The sequence below is a fragment of the Emticicia sp. SJ17W-69 genome (genome assembly GCF_051209875.1).
Classification (GTDB): Bacteria; Bacteroidota; Bacteroidia; order Cytophagales; family Spirosomataceae; genus Emticicia.
The window spans coordinates 25362-40779 of sequence record NZ_JBNTQY010000001.1 but is presented as its reverse complement, the minus strand read 5'-3'; the positions used below and the strand labels follow the sequence as shown (position 1 = coordinate 40779).

Sequence of the window (15418 nt, the reverse complement as noted above, 5' to 3'; positions counted from 1 at the left end):
TAATTTAAAAAAACATTCCAATGAAAATTAATATACTCCGTCGAATTTCATTCAGTGTATCATTAATTGTCTGCCTATTTTTTATCAACTTAGTCGGCAAAGCTCAAAATGACACTACTGATGCAACACAGATTGTGAAAGTTCACGCAAAGGTAAAACCAGTAAAAAATACCTTTCAAAGTGTTTGGATTATTGATAATCAAACGGTTTTAGTACCTGTAAAAGGAACCGTTGAAATGGATATCATGCACCGTTTTGGTGTTGTAAACAACGGATATAAGGATTTTTGGGGCTTTTTTGCTCCATCAAACATCCGACTTGGCGTCAGCTATTCACCAATCAACAAGCTTTTTGTTGGTGTTGGTATTACAAAAAGTAATTTACTATGGGACGCTAACGCAAAGTATTCTATTATCACTCAAACAAAAGGTGTTTACCCTGTTAGTATCTCGTACTATACAAACATAGGATATGATACAAGAAAAGATGTGGATAAAACTATTTTTTCACACAGTACCGATAGATTTTCTTTCTTCAATCAGTTGCTAATAGCCAGAAAAGTTTCTGAAAAACTATCTTTACAAATAGCACCTAGTTTAGCTCACCAAAATGCCGTGAGTGGTTATTACACTAAAAATGATAGTACAGGAAAAGAGGTTTTTAAAAATATGAAAAACAATCACTTTTCGGTAGCATTTTCTGGAAGATTAAAGGTTTCTCAAAGTACCTCGCTCATCTGTAACTATGAACAACCGATAACTAAACATGCAACCAATAATCCAAATCCAAATATTTCCTTTGGTGTAGAGCTGGGTACAAGTGGACACTGTTTTCAATTATTTTTCACCAACTACTATTTACTTAGTCCTCAACGTAATAGTTTGTATAATACTAACAATCCTTTTGGTTATACCAAAGATGAAAAAGGGACCAAAGTTACTGGTAGTAAATTTTTGATAGGATTTAATATTACAAGAATATAATTCTAATAAATAGGGTTGGGGTAACCAATCCTGTTTATTTATAAATGTATGATTGCCATGAATCTAACAAACAGCCCTATTATAAAAATTATAAGCATTCTTTTCTTAGTTTGTGTTATTGCTTGTAAAAGCAAACCCAAAGATTCTGACGAAAAAAAGAAGATACCCTTCGCTGTAAACTTGCAAAAACCACAATCAAGTTATTCTGATACTTTACTAATTGATAAACCATCTGCGGTTTTTTATAACCCTGATTCGGTTCAACTCATCAAAATTGAGAAAATCAATGAAAAAATGGTTTTTGAGAGTTTAAAACACGATTGTTTCTACCAAATGCGGAATGCACGAATGGTTTTGAAGCAATATTGGCCAAAAATTAAAATTATCGAATCGTCAAAATATCAATATTTACTCTTTAAAAAAGACGATAATACGAGTGTTTGTATCGACCTAAATACTAAAAATGATATTTGTGGTATCCTTCTTTTTAATCAAAAAAAAGACCCATTACTCATTGATATGATGAATATTGATACGGCATTAGACTTTTACTTTCGAAAATAAATGACAGTTATCATATAATCTGATGATTGTATTGATAATCAACTTCAGGGAAATGCCCTAATTTTAAAAAATATCATACAAGCCAAATAATGAAAAATAATTCTGAAAATACTACAAGGAAAAAATTTATCCTATGGAGTGTTGCCGCCGTGTGTTCGGCAACGGTTCTTAAATTTTTCACAAGAGAAACTAAGAAAAAAGACGAGGGTGACACTGTAAAAATGCTTACCCAAGACGGCACTTTGGTTGAAATAAATACAAAACTCATTACGCAATGCGGAGGTACAATAACTAACGCCGAGTTGCAAAAATGGGTAAAAACTAAGCCTAATAAATCATGAACGACAATAATAATATACCAAGAAGAGATTTTTTACTGGGGGGTTTACTTAGTACAGCAGCTTTAGCAGGATGTAGCCAAGATAAAAATCCCTTTGCTCAAGATGAAGTGGTGCTGACTGGCGAAAAAGTAAAACTACTTTCGGTTGACGGCCAAATAATAGAAATTGACAGGGCTTTCTTAAAGCCAGTTCCCGATGTACCTCATTTATCAAATGCAGAAGAAAGACAAGGTGTTGCAGGCAAAAAGTTTATCATGGTTATTGACCTTGCTCGCTGTAAAAACTTAAAAAAATGCCAAAGTACTTGTAATCACATGCACCAAGTACACCCTGATCAAAATTGGATTAAAGTACTTGGCATGGAAGATGCAGACCATACGGCTCCCTATTGGCAACCAACCACTTGTATGCACTGCGACGAGCCACCTTGTGTAAAGGTATGTCCAGTAGATGCTACTTTTAAACGCCAAGATGGCATCGTGTTAATTGATAGCGACCGTTGTATTGGTTGTCGTTTTTGCATGGCAGCATGTCCTTATTCAACTCGTGTTTTTAACTGGGAAGAACCTGTTTTGACAGAAGAAGTGACCGCACAGCCCTACTCTTGCGAAACAAGTATGCCTCAAAAGAAAGGAACTGTCGGTAAATGTGATTTTTGTCCCGATATGACTCGCAAAGGTGAATTGCCTCACTGTGTTTCGGCTTGTCCCAATGGCGTATTTATGTTTGGTGATTTGAATGAAGATTCAGTAACTAATGGTGCCGAAACATTCCGTTTCAGTGATTTGATAAAAGATAGAGCTGGCTACCGCTTGATGGAAGATTTAGGTACAAAACCAAGTGTTTATTACCTACCACCTGTCAACCGAAACTTCCCTTATGAAGTTGGTTTGGAAAGTGAGAACACTGAAGAAACAAAAAAATAAGTACTTTTTGATCGTTTGTGAATTTCACAAAAACTCAGCTCTAAAAAGCTACTTATGTTATTTAACTCTAAATATTGAACCATGAATACTTCTTCTAAAGATAAACAAATCACAGAAGATTTGATGCCCCAAAAGTTTAGCAAAAGCGGAATGATTTGGGTGGGTATCTTATCTACCATTTGTTTGATTGGAGCTTATGCTTATTACCGACAATTGCGTTATGGATTAGGTGTTACTTCCATGCGAGACTATGTTTCGTGGGGAATCTATATATCGAACTTCGTTTTCTTTGTTGCTATCAGTTTGGTAGGCTCACTCATTACGGCTATTTTTCGCTTGGCAAATGTTGAATGGAGTACACCTCTGACACGTATCGCTGAAATTATTGCTGTCTCTGCCATTACTTTTGCATCTCTCATTATCATCGTTGATATGGGTCGCCCCGAACGGCTTTTTAATTTATTTACTCATGGTCGTTTGCAATCACCCATTGCTTGGGACGTAATTGTCATTACTACTTATCTTTTTATTAGTCTTTTTCTGCTATACGTTCCTCTTTTGCCTGATTTGAAAATCATGAATCAGCAAAAAGGCAAAAACAGTGCTTGGCAAAACAAAATCTATACTTTCTTAGGTTCATATTGGAAAGGCAATAGCGAACAAGTCAAAATAAGCGATAAAATCATCAATATCCTTTGTATTATGATTATTCCAGTGGCTTTTTGTATCCACACCGTTACTTCTTGGCTGTTTGCAACAACTTATCGACCAGGCTGGGATAGTACAAACTTTGGTGCCTATTTCATTTCAGGGGCGTTTTTAGTGGGTGCTGGTGGTGTTATTGTAGCGATGTATGTTTTTCGAAAACATTACCATCTCGAAAAATATATTACCGAACTACATTTTGAAAAAATGGGTCGAATCGCAGTCATGCTATCGCTTATTTATCTTTATTTCAACATCAACGAATACCTTGTTCCTGCTTTCAAAATGAAAAAATCGGAGGCCGCTCACTTAGTTGAATTATTTACGGGTGAGTTCTCCATCATGTTTTGGTTTGCTATCATGATCGGCATGATTATTCCAATCTTCATTATGTTATTCAAAAGTGGCAGAAAACCACTTCCTATGTTCATAACGGGAATCATGATTGTTGTTGGAGCGTGGTTCAAGAGGTACTTAATTGTTACTCCTACCTTGCTACACCCTTTTTTACCCATGCAGAATGTTCCCGAAAACTATAAACATTATTTTCCAAGTTGGGAAGAATGGGCCATTACATTGGGTTCACTTGCAGGAGCATTACTTATCGTAACTTTTTTTGTAAGGATATTTCCAATCATTCCTATTCACGAAACAATCACCGAACAACATGAAAAAGATAAATCAAAATAGATATATACTCCTGTTTTTCATTTTCTCATTAATGTTGTTTGAAAACAGGGGGTTTGCACAAGATGCTGGACAAGAAATTGTCAAACTACATTATTATAATTTTAATAACAGTGTACAATATTTAATATTGGAAAGCACTTTAAAAAAGAACAAGGTTTTTACCCCTCAAAAAGATAAAACTTATGAAGTTTATCTTGACAGTTCAGGAACAAATCTCATTGCGAAAGTCAAAACTGACACAACAGGGAAAGGCAAAGTATTTTTGCCGCCAGCTCTTAAAAAATCGTGGGATGCTTCTCCTCAACATACATTTATTGTAAAAGCGGAGGATGAGGAAATTATTTCTGATTTTATCATCACAAAAGCAAAAATTACCCTCGATACTGTGAATACCGATGGTGCAAGAAGTATCGTTGCTACTGTATTTAAGCTAGAAAATAATCAATGGGTACCTGCAAAAGATGTAGAGCTGAAAGTGGGTATTCAACGTCACGGTGGTGTTCTTTCAGCAGGAGATGAAGAAACATATACTACTGACTCAAGTGGCTCCATTACGGCTGAATTTAAAAAACTTAACCTTCCTGGCGACCAAAAGGGAAATATTACTTTGATTGCTCAAGCAGATGAAAATGAGTTTTTTGGAAACTTGATCATTGAAAAACCTGTCAAATGGGGCATCGCAACCAAAATTGATAACAATTTCTTTGAGCAACGTACTTTATGGACAACTCGTTTTAAGACCCCTTATTGGTTATTGTTCATGGCCTATTCCATCATTATTGGTGTGTGGGGTACAATCATCTACTTAATTCGTCAATTAATCAAAATAAAGAAATTAGGTTCATAACATTTTCAAGAAGAAACATTATGCTTTAATAGTTTCAAAATCCTCACGATTGGTGAGGATTTTTGTTTCTGTATTCTTCTTTAAGCATGACTATTAAAATTTATTTACGATTAGATACCCTTTTTTCAACGACTCAACATTTACTTAATATTATTTTTAGCTTGAGTATGACGACTATTACGAATATTTTTCAAGAAAACTAATGATTAAAAGAAAAAAGTCTTACCTTTGCACCCTAATTTAGAAAGGTTGTGTTTTTTAATAAAAAACCTTCATTGATAGACAATACAAATCAAAAATAATTTAAAACAAAAAAATGGCACGCGATTTAAAATTCACAAGAAACATCGGTATTGCTGCCCACATTGATGCGGGTAAAACTACTACTACCGAGCGTATCCTTTACTATGCTGGTGTTAGCCACAAAATTGGTGAGGTACACGACGGAGCAGCAACGATGGACTGGATGGAGCAAGAGCAAGAAAGAGGTATCACAATTACTTCGGCAGCAACAACAGTAGATTGGAACTACCGTGGTGATAAATACCATATTAATATCATTGACACCCCTGGTCACGTGGACTTTACTGTAGAGGTAAACCGTTCGTTACGTGTATTAGATGGTTTGGTGTTTTTATTTAGTGCGGTTGATGGTGTTGAGCCTCAATCTGAAACTAACTGGCGTTTAGCAAACAATTACCATGTTGCTCGTTTAGGTTTCGTTAATAAAATGGACCGCTCGGGTGCTGACTTCTTGAACGTGTGTAAGCAAGTAAAAGAAATGTTGGGAAGCTACGCTGTGCCATTACAATTACCAATTGGTTCAGAAGAAAACTTTAAGGGTGTTGTTGATTTAGTAAACTTCCGTGGTATCGTTTGGAACGAAGACGACAAAGGTATGACTTTCACTGAAGTGCCAATTCCTGATGATATGATGGAAGAAGCAACTGAATACCGTGAAAAATTACTCGAAGCTGTTGCTGAATTCGATGACACTTTGATGGAAAAATATTTTGAAGACCCAAATTCAATTACAGAAGCTGAAATCTTAGCCGCTCTTCGTGCAGCAGTTGTTGCCATGAAAGTTGTTCCGATGCTTTGTGGTTCTTCATTCAAAAACAAAGGTGTACAAACAATGCTTGACTATGTGATGGCTCTTTTACCATCTCCGTTAGACAAAAAAGCAATTATCGGTACAAACCCAGATACAGGTGCAGAAGTAACTCGTAAGCCTTCTGAAGACGAGCCATTCTCTGCTTTGGCATTTAAAATCGCAACTGACCCTTATGTTGGTCGTTTGTGTTTTATTCGTGCATATTCAGGTGGTTTGGATGCTGGTTCTTATGTCTTGAACAACCGTTCAGGAAACAAAGAGCGTATCTCTCGTATCTTCCAAATGCATGCTAATAAGCAAAACTCAATTCCAAGATTGGGTGCTGGTGATATTGGTGCGGTAGTTGGTTTTAAAGACATCAAAACTGGTGATACTTTATCTGATGAGAAAAACCCTATCGTTTTAGAATCAATGGTATTCCCTGAGCCAGTTATCGGGTATGCAATTGAGCCTAAGAAAACAGCTGACCAAGATAACTTCTCGAAAGCTATCACTAAGCTTATTGAAGAAGATCCAACTCTTACAGTTGAATCTAACGAAGAAACAGGTCAAACTATCATCCGTGGTATGGGTGAGCTTCACTTGGAAATCATCATCGACCGTATGCGTCGTGAGTTTAAAGTGGAAGTGAATCAAGGAGCTCCACAGGTTGCTTACAAAGAAACAATTACTAAAACGGTTGAACACCGTGAGGTTTACAAGAAACAATCGGGTGGTCGTGGTAAATTTGCCGATATCGTATTCGAAATCGGGCCAAGAGAAGATGACAAACAAGGTTTAGAGTTCGTAAACAATATTGTGGGTGGTATTATTCCTAAAGAATTTATCCCTGCTGTTCAGAAAGGATTTGAGCAAGCAATGGTAAATGGGCCTTTGGCTGGTTTCCCAGTTGACTCAATGAAAGTTCGTTTGTTCCACGGTTCTTACCACGATGTCGATTCAGATTCATTGTCTTTCGAATTAGCTGCACGTATGGGCTTTAAAGAAGCTGCACGTCAAGCTGGTCCTAAGATTCTTGAACCAATCATGGCTGTTGAGGTAATTACTCCAGACGAATATACTGGACCTATCACTGGTGACTTAAACCGTCGTCGTGGTATGATGAAAGGTATGGATACAAAAGCTGGTTCGCAAGTTATCAAGGCTGATGTGCCTTTGTCAGAATTGTTCGGTTATGTAACTGACCTTCGTACAATGTCATCTGGTCGTGCAACTGCCAACTTGACATTTGACCACTACGAAATCGTTCCTCAAAACATTGCTGACGGTATCGTTAAAAAATCAAAAGAATAGTCTTTGGACTAATTTTTATAGTAAAAAGTCCCTCGTTGAAAAATGAGGGACTTTTTTATTTACTTTTATCGTTGTAGGTAAACAAGGTATTTTTGTCGAACTTTGCAAAAATTATGTAGAACGATTCTCCTGAATCGTTTAAATTGATAAAATGAAAACAAAAGGAATAGTAAAAAATAAAATCAACATCGTCACACTCGGCTGTTCGAAAAATCTTGTTGATTCAGAGGTCCTCTATACTCAACTCAAAGGCAACGGTATAAAAGTTGAACACGAGTCGAAAAAAGATGATGCGAATATTGTAATCATAAATACTTGTGGATTCATTGACAATGCCAAGCAAGAATCTATCGACACCATTCTCCGTTATGTCGATGCAAAAGATGCGGGAATTGTTGATAAAGTATATGTAACTGGTTGTTTATCTCATCGTTATAAAGATGAACTTTCGGTCGAAATTCCAACGGTTGATGCGTGGTTTGGTACAAATGAACTTCCAAGAATGCTCAAAACGCTAAAAGCTGATTATAAACACGAATTAGTTGGTGAACGCCTCTTGACAACACCTGCTCACTACGCCTATTTGAAAATCGCCGAAGGATGCGATCGTCCATGTAGTTTTTGTGCAATTCCGTTGATGCGTGGTGGACACGTGAGTCGTCCGATGGAAGAGATGGTTTTGCAAGCACAAAATTTAGCAAAGAAAGGCACAAAAGAGCTGATTTTGATTGCCCAAGATTTGACTTATTATGGCTTAGATATTTATAAAAAGAGAAACTTAGCTGAACTTTTAGATAAACTTTCTGATGTTGAAGGTATCGACTGGATTCGTTTGCAATATGCTTATCCGTCAGGATTTCCAATGGATGTGTTAGACGTCATTAAAAATCGCCCAAATGTTTGTAAATATTTAGATATGCCTTTGCAACATGGCTCATCAGAAATGTTGAAAATCATGAGAAGAGGCATTGACCGCCCAAAAACGGAAGCCTTGATAAATACGATTCGTGAAAAAGTACCAGAAATGGCTATTCGTACAACACTTATTGCGGGACATCCTGGCGAAACCGAAGAGCATTTTGAAGAAATGTATGAGTTTGTCGAAAAAATGCGATTTGATAGACTCGGCGTTTTCCAATATTCTCATGAAGACGATACCCATTCATTCACAATGCCTGATGATATTCCTGCGGAAGTAAAACAAGAAAGGACAGACATTATCATGGAATTACAACAAGGTATTTCAGCAGAACTGAACCAAGCAAAAATCGGCAACACTTATAAAGTGTTATTTGATAGAAAAGAAGGCGGTTACTTCATCGGTCGCACAGAATTTGACTCGCCAGAAGTAGATAACGAAGTGCTTGTTCCTGCGTCACAATATGTTCGACTTGGCGACTTTGCTAATGTAAAAATCAACAATGCCGAAGAATTTGACTTGTATGGTGATTTAGTATAAATGTTTTTAAAAAAATCTTGATAAACAAAAATGAATTGGCACAACACCAATTCATTTTTTATTGATTAGCTTTTTGTACTTTTACCTCGTAATCTTCTAAACAAACAAATATGAGAATTCTCCTAACCTTAATCTTCATTTCAAACTTAGTTTTTGCCCAAAATGGCAAAGAAAAAGTAGTCGTAACCGACCTTACTCGAATCAAGCAAATTGGTAGTATTAGCGTCGCTCCTGATGGAAAAAAAGCTATTTATTCATTACGAACAACCGATGTTAGCGAAGAAAACAAGCTTGAATACGATTATCGCTCGCATATGTATCTAACTGATTTTCAGACAGTTAAGCAAATTACAAGAGGTGTAGAAAGTGTGAATAGTGCTTCGTGGTCGCCCGATAGTAAGCAACTTGCTTTTGCCCGAAATGTGAAAGGAAAGTCGCAAATTTTTATTATGCCGCTTGATGGTGGTGAAGCGTATCAATTAACTGATTCCAAATATGGTGCATCAAACCCCAATTGGTCGAAAGATGGCTCGAAAATTTCGTTTAGTGTGAGTCTTTCACTAACAGAACTTTTAAAAGATTCTCTGCTTAATCCAACAAAAGGTGTTCCTGCATGGTCATTAGAAAAACCAGGTTTCAAGAATAATGAATTTTTAAAGCCTCCAAAAGGAGTAAAACCTAATCCTGATGGTACAATTGAAGAAATTCGTGCCTATTTAGACAAAGACGTAGAGGATAAAAAAGCAAAGGTTTTCAATCGCCTCACTTTTCAAGGTGAAGCCACTACGCAACCGGAGCTAAATTTTTCACATATCTATGTAATTGATGCTCGTGAAGGAGCAAAAGCCACGCCGATTACTTTTGGTTTCAATAGTTACGGTGGCGGAGCTTGGCTTCAAGATGGTAAAATTGTTATTTCTACTGTATTAGACTCGCTTCAACACCCAGACCGTGAGCAAGACAATAAAATCATTGCAGTCAATGCTAATGGTTCAGGTCGAAAAGTACTTTTATCAGAAAAAGGCAAATCTTTTGGCGGCGTAACTTTTTCACCCGATGGGAAAAGTATGGTTTATTTAAAATCTACCTCTCAAGGTGTAAATATTGGCGAGCTATTTTTAGCCAATGCTGATGGTACGAATCCTCAGCTTATCAAATTTGATCGCTCAGTAGGTGGACTTACTTGGACAAAAGACTCGAAAAGCATCTATTTTACAGCACAGTCGAATGGTGGACAACCAATTTACAAAATTGATGCTCAAACTAAAAAAATCGAACAATTGACCGATTTTGAATCTGGAATTCTTGGTTTTGACATTTCAGCCGATAAAATTCTTTATACAAAAACAGAGGTTTCAAACCCAAATGAACTTTATGTGGCAGATTTACAGATGAAAAACGCTGTAAAACTGACTTCTATTAATGATTGGGTAAAAAATAAAGCTTTGAGTTTCCCAGAAAAACGTATTTATACGAATACAAAAGGGCAAAAAGTTGAGTATTGGATAATGAAACCAAGTAATTTTGAGACTGGTAAAAAATATCCACTTTTACTCAATATGCACGGTGGCCCAACTGCCATGTGGGGACCAGGAGAGTTTTCGATGTGGCATGAGTTTCAATATTTTTGTTCGCAAGGCTATGGTGTAGTTTATGCCAATCCACGTGGTTCGGGCGGTTATGGTTTAGATTTCTTACGTGCCAACATTAAAGATTGGGGAACAGGCCCTGCAGAAGACGTTTTGGCGGCAGAAAGTGATGCTGCAAGATTGGCATGGGTCGATACTGCTCGTCAGGTAATTACTGGTGGCTCTTATGCTGGTTATCTGACCGCTTGGATTGTTGCACACGATCATCGCTTTAAAGCTGCATTTGCTCAACGTGGTGTCTATGATTTAACAACATTTTTGGGCGAAGGAAATGCGTGGAGATTGATTCCAAGTTATTTTAATTTTCCTTGGAACGACAAAACGGAAGGCGTTTTAGAATCAAACTCTCCTTATACTTTTGTTGACAAAATTCGTACACCATTACTTATCAAACACGGAGAAAACGACTTGCGTACAGGCCCAATTCAAAGTGAGATGATGTATAAATCAATGAAGATAATGGGTAAAGAAGTAGAATATGTAAGAATGCCTGGGGCAACACACGAACTTTCTCGCACAGGAAACGTTCACCAAAGAATCGACCGTATGCTACGCATTTATGAGTTTTTTGAAAGATTTATTGGAAAGAAGTAAAAGCCATTCCCTGAACTTGGGAGGGGTCACAAAAAAAGCCGAGGCAAGTGCCTCGGCTTTTTATTACTACACTTACCTAAACCCTAAAACTCCATAGGAACGGCAACACTTGTCGTATCCCAGGAAATGGTTAAAGTCTTGTCGTCCGTAGTGATTGCTAACTTCTCTACTACGTCTTTTAATGCTTTTACTGGAACTGTCACTTCTGCTACGTTTTTATCTTTGATTTTTTCGTATCCGTAAGCACCCCATTGTTTCAATTCGCTATTTAAAATAATTGTCCATTCTTTTTCTCCTAATTTCGAGAAAAGTGAATATGTTCCTGCTTTCACAAATTTACCACCAAATTTCACATCTTTCTTAAAAGTAACTTCTGTTGCTTCATTTGCACCTGTACGCCAAACCGTTCCAAACTTTTCTAAACCTCCAAAAATTACACGTCCTTTTTTAGATGGTTGTCCATAAGAAACTTTCACATTGGCACTTTCTGCAAAAGCTCTTGGGCTTTGTGCAAATGTTAATGAGCTGATTGACAGCATTAAAGCTAAAAATAATAATCCTTTTTTCATTAAAAGTTAGATTTTGTTGAGACATTTTAGTTATAAACGATACAAATTGCATTTTAGTTTGCCAAAATTGCACTTTTATCAAAAAAACTAAATGGTTAAATGATAAATTGTTTTTTTTGAGAGATGAATCACTACAAATTTATCGACATTTGTATTTATTATTCTTTCACTTTTTCAGCAAAAATCTTTGCCATTTCTCGTGGATTTGTTGGTTCGATATTAATTTTATCAGTTTCTACCAAGCCATCACGCAAACGAATGATTCGATGTGAATATTTTGCAATATCTTCTTCGTGCGTTACCATCACAATTGTATTTCCTTTAGAATAAAGTTGGTCAAATAGCTCCATGATTTCGTAGGAGGTTTTTGTATCCAAATTACCAGTTGGCTCATCGGCAAGCAATATACTTGGGTCATTGACTAATGCACGGGCAATGGCTACACGTTGTCGCTGCCCCCCAGAAAGCTCATTGGGTTTGTGATGAGCTCGGTTATCTAAGCCTACACTTTTGAGGGTCTGCATTGCTTTTTCTGTACGCTGTGATTTAGTATAACCTGCATATATCAATGGCAAAGCTACGTTTTCAAGTGCCGATTGGCGGGGAAGTAAGTTAAACGTTTGAAACACAAAGCCAATTTCCTTGTTACGAACTTCTGCTAATTCGTTTTCACTCATTCCACTTACATCATTGTTATTCAAAATATATCGTCCGCCCGTAGGTGAGTCCAAACAACCTATAATATTCATCAAAGTAGATTTTCCAGAACCTGATGGCCCCATAAATGCTACATATTCACCTTTATTAACCGAAATCGTGACCGATTTTAAGGCATCAATAATTTCGCTACCCATGATGTAGCGTTTTGAAATATTGGTTGTTTCGATAATTTTCATTGCCCCAAACCCCCTATGGGGCTTTAGATTAAATTGTGATAAAAAATAAACCCTTTGAATGGAAAAGTGTAAGCCCCTTTGGAGCAGACCGTTATTACGGTTTAAGGGCTAAATTACAGAATCAATTAAAACCTTGCTTATTTTTTTCCATCAATGCTTTTTGGGCTTGATAGGTGGAAAGAAATGCTTGATAATCGGCAGGGGTAGCCAATTGTTTTAACTTTAATATGCCATCTTCGGCATAATCAGCCATACCAATTTTAAGCGATTGTAGTGTATAAAGTTTCCATAATTCTACCGAATTATCATTCAGTTCTATCGCCTTAAAAATGATATTATAAGCATCATTGGGCTTTTTTAAATTCGTATTATAAAAATCAAGCGTTTTGCTTAGAATAATTGGGTTTAAAGGGTTTTCTGCTAAAACTTTATCAAAATCTGCTTTTGTTTTGGTATTTGCCAATAACTCCGAAGCTTGAGCTTCTTGAAAATCAATTATTGTTTTATGATAATCTTGTTGTTGTAAAATTGCGACCGAAGAGAGATCCCCCGCTCTACTCAAATATGTAATTGCTTTGTCATAAACACCTTGTTGCAAAAACCACATTCCTGCTACTTGATTATATAAGGCTTTATGTTTTGTCGAATCATTTGCTAAAATAGAAAGCTGCTTCAAACCATCTATTTTGTTTTCTTTAAAAAAATTTCTCGCTGAAACAGCAAACTCCAAATCTTCATAAAAAGAATTATTGACTTCTTTTCGCTGAATTTTTTGTAATTCAGCACTTGTATAAGGAAACTGATAGTTATTGAAAGAAGCTAAATTATACAATAATGCAAACTGACTTACATTTAAAGCAGAATCTTTCGACAATTCAATATTGGTTGAGGCATGTCGCCTTAATTGTTTATCTACTGCTGCTCTATTTGCTCTTAAACTTTCGTAATCGGTTTTTTCATTTTTCAATGTCAACTTTTTCACTTCTTCTAAACCAGAACCACCATATTTCAAATGATATGCCAACAAGTTTGATTCTGCTAAATCGCATTGCGTACAGTTTGTTTTCGCTAATGTTAAATAGTGGAGCGTTGAATCTGTTACTTTTGTTTTTTCATACAAAAAAGCCAAATTAGTTAACAATTGTTGATTTTTAGGAAATTTGTTGACTCCTTCACGAATGGTAAACAAAGCATCAAAAAACATGTCTTTTTCTTGTAAAACCTTACTTAGACCAATGTAAGCAAAAGGACTTGGATTTTTCTCTAAAGCATTTTTTAAGAAAATACCTATATTTTCTTTGTCGTTGGCATTCATTGCCAATGATGCTAAGGCATAATTGGACTTGTGATTTCTAATATCAAAATGCAATGCTTCTTTGTAGAATGTTTCAGCCGCTTGTACATCTGTTTCGGCTACATAAAAATCTCCAATCGCATTATAATAGCCCGCCTTTGTTTGGAAATAATTGTTGTAGTTTTTAATTGAAATTAATATAAAAACAAGCACAATTGCTGCCAAACGGAAAAGCATTAATTCTATAAACTTTGGTTTATATATTATTTTATGAATGGTTAGACCTTTTTGTAATGGTTGAATGAAATTTACTAAAACATAAAAAAAGAAAGTTAATCCAATCGCTAAATGAGCATAAGAAATAAAATCTTCGATTGCTTCAATAAGAGGATCATTGGCTGTGCCGTAGGCATAAGCAATGGTGCCCGTTGAAATAATAGCAAATCCTACATAAAACCACGAACCAATCGTTCGGAAATTGACAAAATTAGCTTGTTCACAATAATCTCTAAATCCCCAAATACCTAATATTAGAGAAACAACAAACAAAAATATCGGACTTATGGGCAGAATATTCCAATCAATATATTGAGCTTTTTCGAGATAAATTAACAATACATTTAATAGATAAATACTTGAGATAAATAGAAACTGTGGCAAGTGATTGCGATTTTTCACGCCCGAATTTGAGACGACCCAAACCAACCCTGCCAATATCTCATGTGAAATAAAAAGAATAAAAGTAGCTGTCAAAATAATAGCCGAAAGCAGACCATAAGAAGCAACGGCTACGGCTGGTTGTTGAATTTTAGTAAATACAGCAACCAAAACAATGATTACTATTGTCAGAAATGCGAAGAATAGTAATCTTTTTAAAAAGTTGATTTGGGGAGCAAATGTATTAAAGTAAAAAGCTAAACCTGCAAAAACGCCAAATGCACCAAGAAATGCCACTTGATTGGTAATATTAAATATGTTTTCCAAATGAAAAGTTATTAACACTCCTGCCAAAACAATCATTCCTCCCAAAAACCAATAACGACTCATACTCGAAAAGGCAGCAAGCAGTAGATTCAGTCCTAAAATAAAAAAGCCTAAAAACATATAATTAGCCAGTACATTTATCGACATTCCTGAAGCTAAAAACCTTTCCTTTATTATATATGCATTACCATTTACAGTAAACTTCAGCTTTCCATCTGAAAAAGTATCCAAAACTGTAGGTATTTCATCAAGCTCACTTAAAATGTCCCAATGCAGCACATTTTCGAGTCCACGAACCCAATATATTCCTAAGATGATGATTGAAATAATTAGAAAAGTTAAGAAAAAAAGAAAGTTAAATCGTTCGGTTTTAAGCCAGTTTTGCCAAAAAAAGAGTTTTTGCATAAAAATATTAAGAGTTTTTCCACGTGAAACACCTACTTATCCACAGTTTATTCACATACATGATAAATATTTGAGCTGTGAAGATAACGTAAAAACATTGTTTGA

The 15418-nt window shown here is 35.9% G+C and carries 12 protein-coding genes; 9 read left to right on the top strand and 3 right to left on the bottom strand.

What is annotated here, in order from left to right; genetic code table 11:
* The first annotated feature begins 20 nt into the window (after positions 1 to 20).
* From ACQUQZ_RS00150 to ACQUQZ_RS00110, 9 genes are all read left to right on the top strand, one after another.
* Positions 21 to 983 (top strand): DUF5777 family beta-barrel protein, encoded by a 963-nt coding sequence (locus tag ACQUQZ_RS00150; RefSeq protein ID WP_435352504.1) that lies wholly within the window; start codon positions 21 to 23, stop codon positions 981 to 983.
* A 57-nt stretch (positions 984 to 1040) separates the two neighbouring features.
* Positions 1041 to 1547, top strand: coding sequence for a hypothetical protein (locus ACQUQZ_RS00145; protein WP_435352503.1), 507 nt, complete (start codon positions 1041 to 1043; stop codon positions 1545 to 1547).
* An 89-nt stretch (positions 1548 to 1636) separates the two neighbouring features.
* The gene (locus tag ACQUQZ_RS00140) at positions 1637 to 1888 is read left to right on the top strand and encodes a hypothetical protein (RefSeq protein ID WP_435352502.1); all 252 of its coding nucleotides are present in this window, start codon (positions 1637 to 1639) and stop codon (positions 1886 to 1888) included.
* Positions 1885 to 2814 carry a 4Fe-4S dicluster domain-containing protein gene (locus ACQUQZ_RS00135; protein WP_435352501.1) on the top strand — a complete coding sequence of 310 codons (930 nt, stop codon included), beginning with the start codon at positions 1885 to 1887 and terminating at the stop codon, positions 2812 to 2814. The genes ACQUQZ_RS00140 and ACQUQZ_RS00135 overlap by 4 nt, the downstream gene beginning before the upstream one ends.
* Positions 2815 to 2895: 81 nt before the next feature.
* Positions 2896 to 4209, top strand: coding sequence for an NrfD/PsrC family molybdoenzyme membrane anchor subunit (nrfD, locus tag ACQUQZ_RS00130; RefSeq protein WP_435352500.1), 1314 nt, complete (start codon positions 2896 to 2898; stop codon positions 4207 to 4209).
* Positions 4187 to 5056: a hypothetical protein gene (locus ACQUQZ_RS00125; protein ID WP_435352499.1), complete on the top strand. Its 870-nt coding sequence runs from the start codon at positions 4187 to 4189 to the stop codon at positions 5054 to 5056. The genes nrfD and ACQUQZ_RS00125 overlap by 23 nt, the downstream gene beginning before the upstream one ends.
* 316 nt (positions 5057 to 5372) lie before the next feature.
* Positions 5373 to 7463: an elongation factor G gene (gene fusA, locus ACQUQZ_RS00120; protein ID WP_435352497.1), complete on the top strand. Its 2091-nt coding sequence runs from the start codon at positions 5373 to 5375 to the stop codon at positions 7461 to 7463.
* A gap of 151 nt (positions 7464 to 7614) precedes the next feature.
* Positions 7615 to 8922, top strand: coding sequence for a 30S ribosomal protein S12 methylthiotransferase RimO (rimO, locus tag ACQUQZ_RS00115; protein WP_435352495.1), 1308 nt, complete (start codon positions 7615 to 7617; stop codon positions 8920 to 8922).
* Positions 8923 to 9032: 110 nt separating this feature from the next.
* Positions 9033 to 11165: a S9 family peptidase gene (locus ACQUQZ_RS00110; RefSeq protein ID WP_435352494.1), complete on the top strand. Its 2133-nt coding sequence runs from the start codon at positions 9033 to 9035 to the stop codon at positions 11163 to 11165.
* An 83-nt stretch (positions 11166 to 11248) separates the two neighbouring features.
* Here the strand turns inward: ACQUQZ_RS00110 and ACQUQZ_RS00105 are convergent, their stop codons facing one another.
* The 3 genes from ACQUQZ_RS00105 to ACQUQZ_RS00095 all read right to left on the bottom strand — a co-directional run bounded on the left by ACQUQZ_RS00105 (position 11249) and on the right by ACQUQZ_RS00095 (position 15313).
* Positions 11249 to 11734 (bottom strand): DUF2911 domain-containing protein, encoded by a 486-nt coding sequence (locus tag ACQUQZ_RS00105; protein WP_435352492.1) that lies wholly within the window; start codon positions 11732 to 11734, stop codon positions 11249 to 11251.
* Positions 11735 to 11892: 158 nt separating this feature from the next.
* On the bottom strand, positions 11893 to 12630 hold the full coding sequence (locus ACQUQZ_RS00100; RefSeq protein WP_435352491.1) for an ABC transporter ATP-binding protein: 738 nt from the start codon (positions 12628 to 12630) through the stop codon (positions 11893 to 11895).
* A 121-nt stretch (positions 12631 to 12751) separates the two neighbouring features.
* On the bottom strand, positions 12752 to 15313 hold the full coding sequence (locus ACQUQZ_RS00095) for a tetratricopeptide repeat protein (RefSeq protein ID WP_435352490.1): 2562 nt from the start codon (positions 15311 to 15313) through the stop codon (positions 12752 to 12754).
* Positions 15314 to 15418: the final 105 nt, after the last annotated feature.

What these genes read in the sequence shown, in the direction of transcription:
- ACQUQZ_RS00150 (WP_435352504.1), top strand. Translation starts at nt 21, where the DNA reads ATGAAAATTAATATACTCCGTCGAATTTCATTCAGTGTATCATTAATT.
- ACQUQZ_RS00145 (WP_435352503.1), top strand. Translation starts at nt 1,041, where the DNA reads ATGAATCTAACAAACAGCCCTATTATAAAAATTATAAGCATTCTTTTC.
- ACQUQZ_RS00140 (WP_435352502.1), top strand. Translation starts at nt 1,637, where the DNA reads ATGAAAAATAATTCTGAAAATACTACAAGGAAAAAATTTATCCTATGG.
- ACQUQZ_RS00135 (WP_435352501.1), top strand. Translation starts at nt 1,885, where the DNA reads ATGAACGACAATAATAATATACCAAGAAGAGATTTTTTACTGGGGGGT.
- nrfD (WP_435352500.1), top strand. Translation starts at nt 2,896, where the DNA reads ATGAATACTTCTTCTAAAGATAAACAAATCACAGAAGATTTGATGCCC.
- ACQUQZ_RS00125 (WP_435352499.1), top strand. Translation starts at nt 4,187, where the DNA reads ATGAAAAAGATAAATCAAAATAGATATATACTCCTGTTTTTCATTTTC.
- fusA (WP_435352497.1), top strand. Translation starts at nt 5,373, where the DNA reads ATGGCACGCGATTTAAAATTCACAAGAAACATCGGTATTGCTGCCCAC.
- rimO (WP_435352495.1), top strand. Translation starts at nt 7,615, where the DNA reads ATGAAAACAAAAGGAATAGTAAAAAATAAAATCAACATCGTCACACTC.
- ACQUQZ_RS00110 (WP_435352494.1), top strand. Translation starts at nt 9,033, where the DNA reads ATGAGAATTCTCCTAACCTTAATCTTCATTTCAAACTTAGTTTTTGCC.
- ACQUQZ_RS00105 (WP_435352492.1), bottom strand. Translation starts at nt 11,734, where the DNA reads ATGAAAAAAGGATTATTATTTTTAGCTTTAATGCTGTCAATCAGCTCA.
- ACQUQZ_RS00100 (WP_435352491.1), bottom strand. Translation starts at nt 12,630, where the DNA reads ATGAAAATTATCGAAACAACCAATATTTCAAAACGCTACATCATGGGT.
- ACQUQZ_RS00095 (WP_435352490.1), bottom strand. Translation starts at nt 15,313, where the DNA reads ATGCAAAAACTCTTTTTTTGGCAAAACTGGCTTAAAACCGAACGATTT.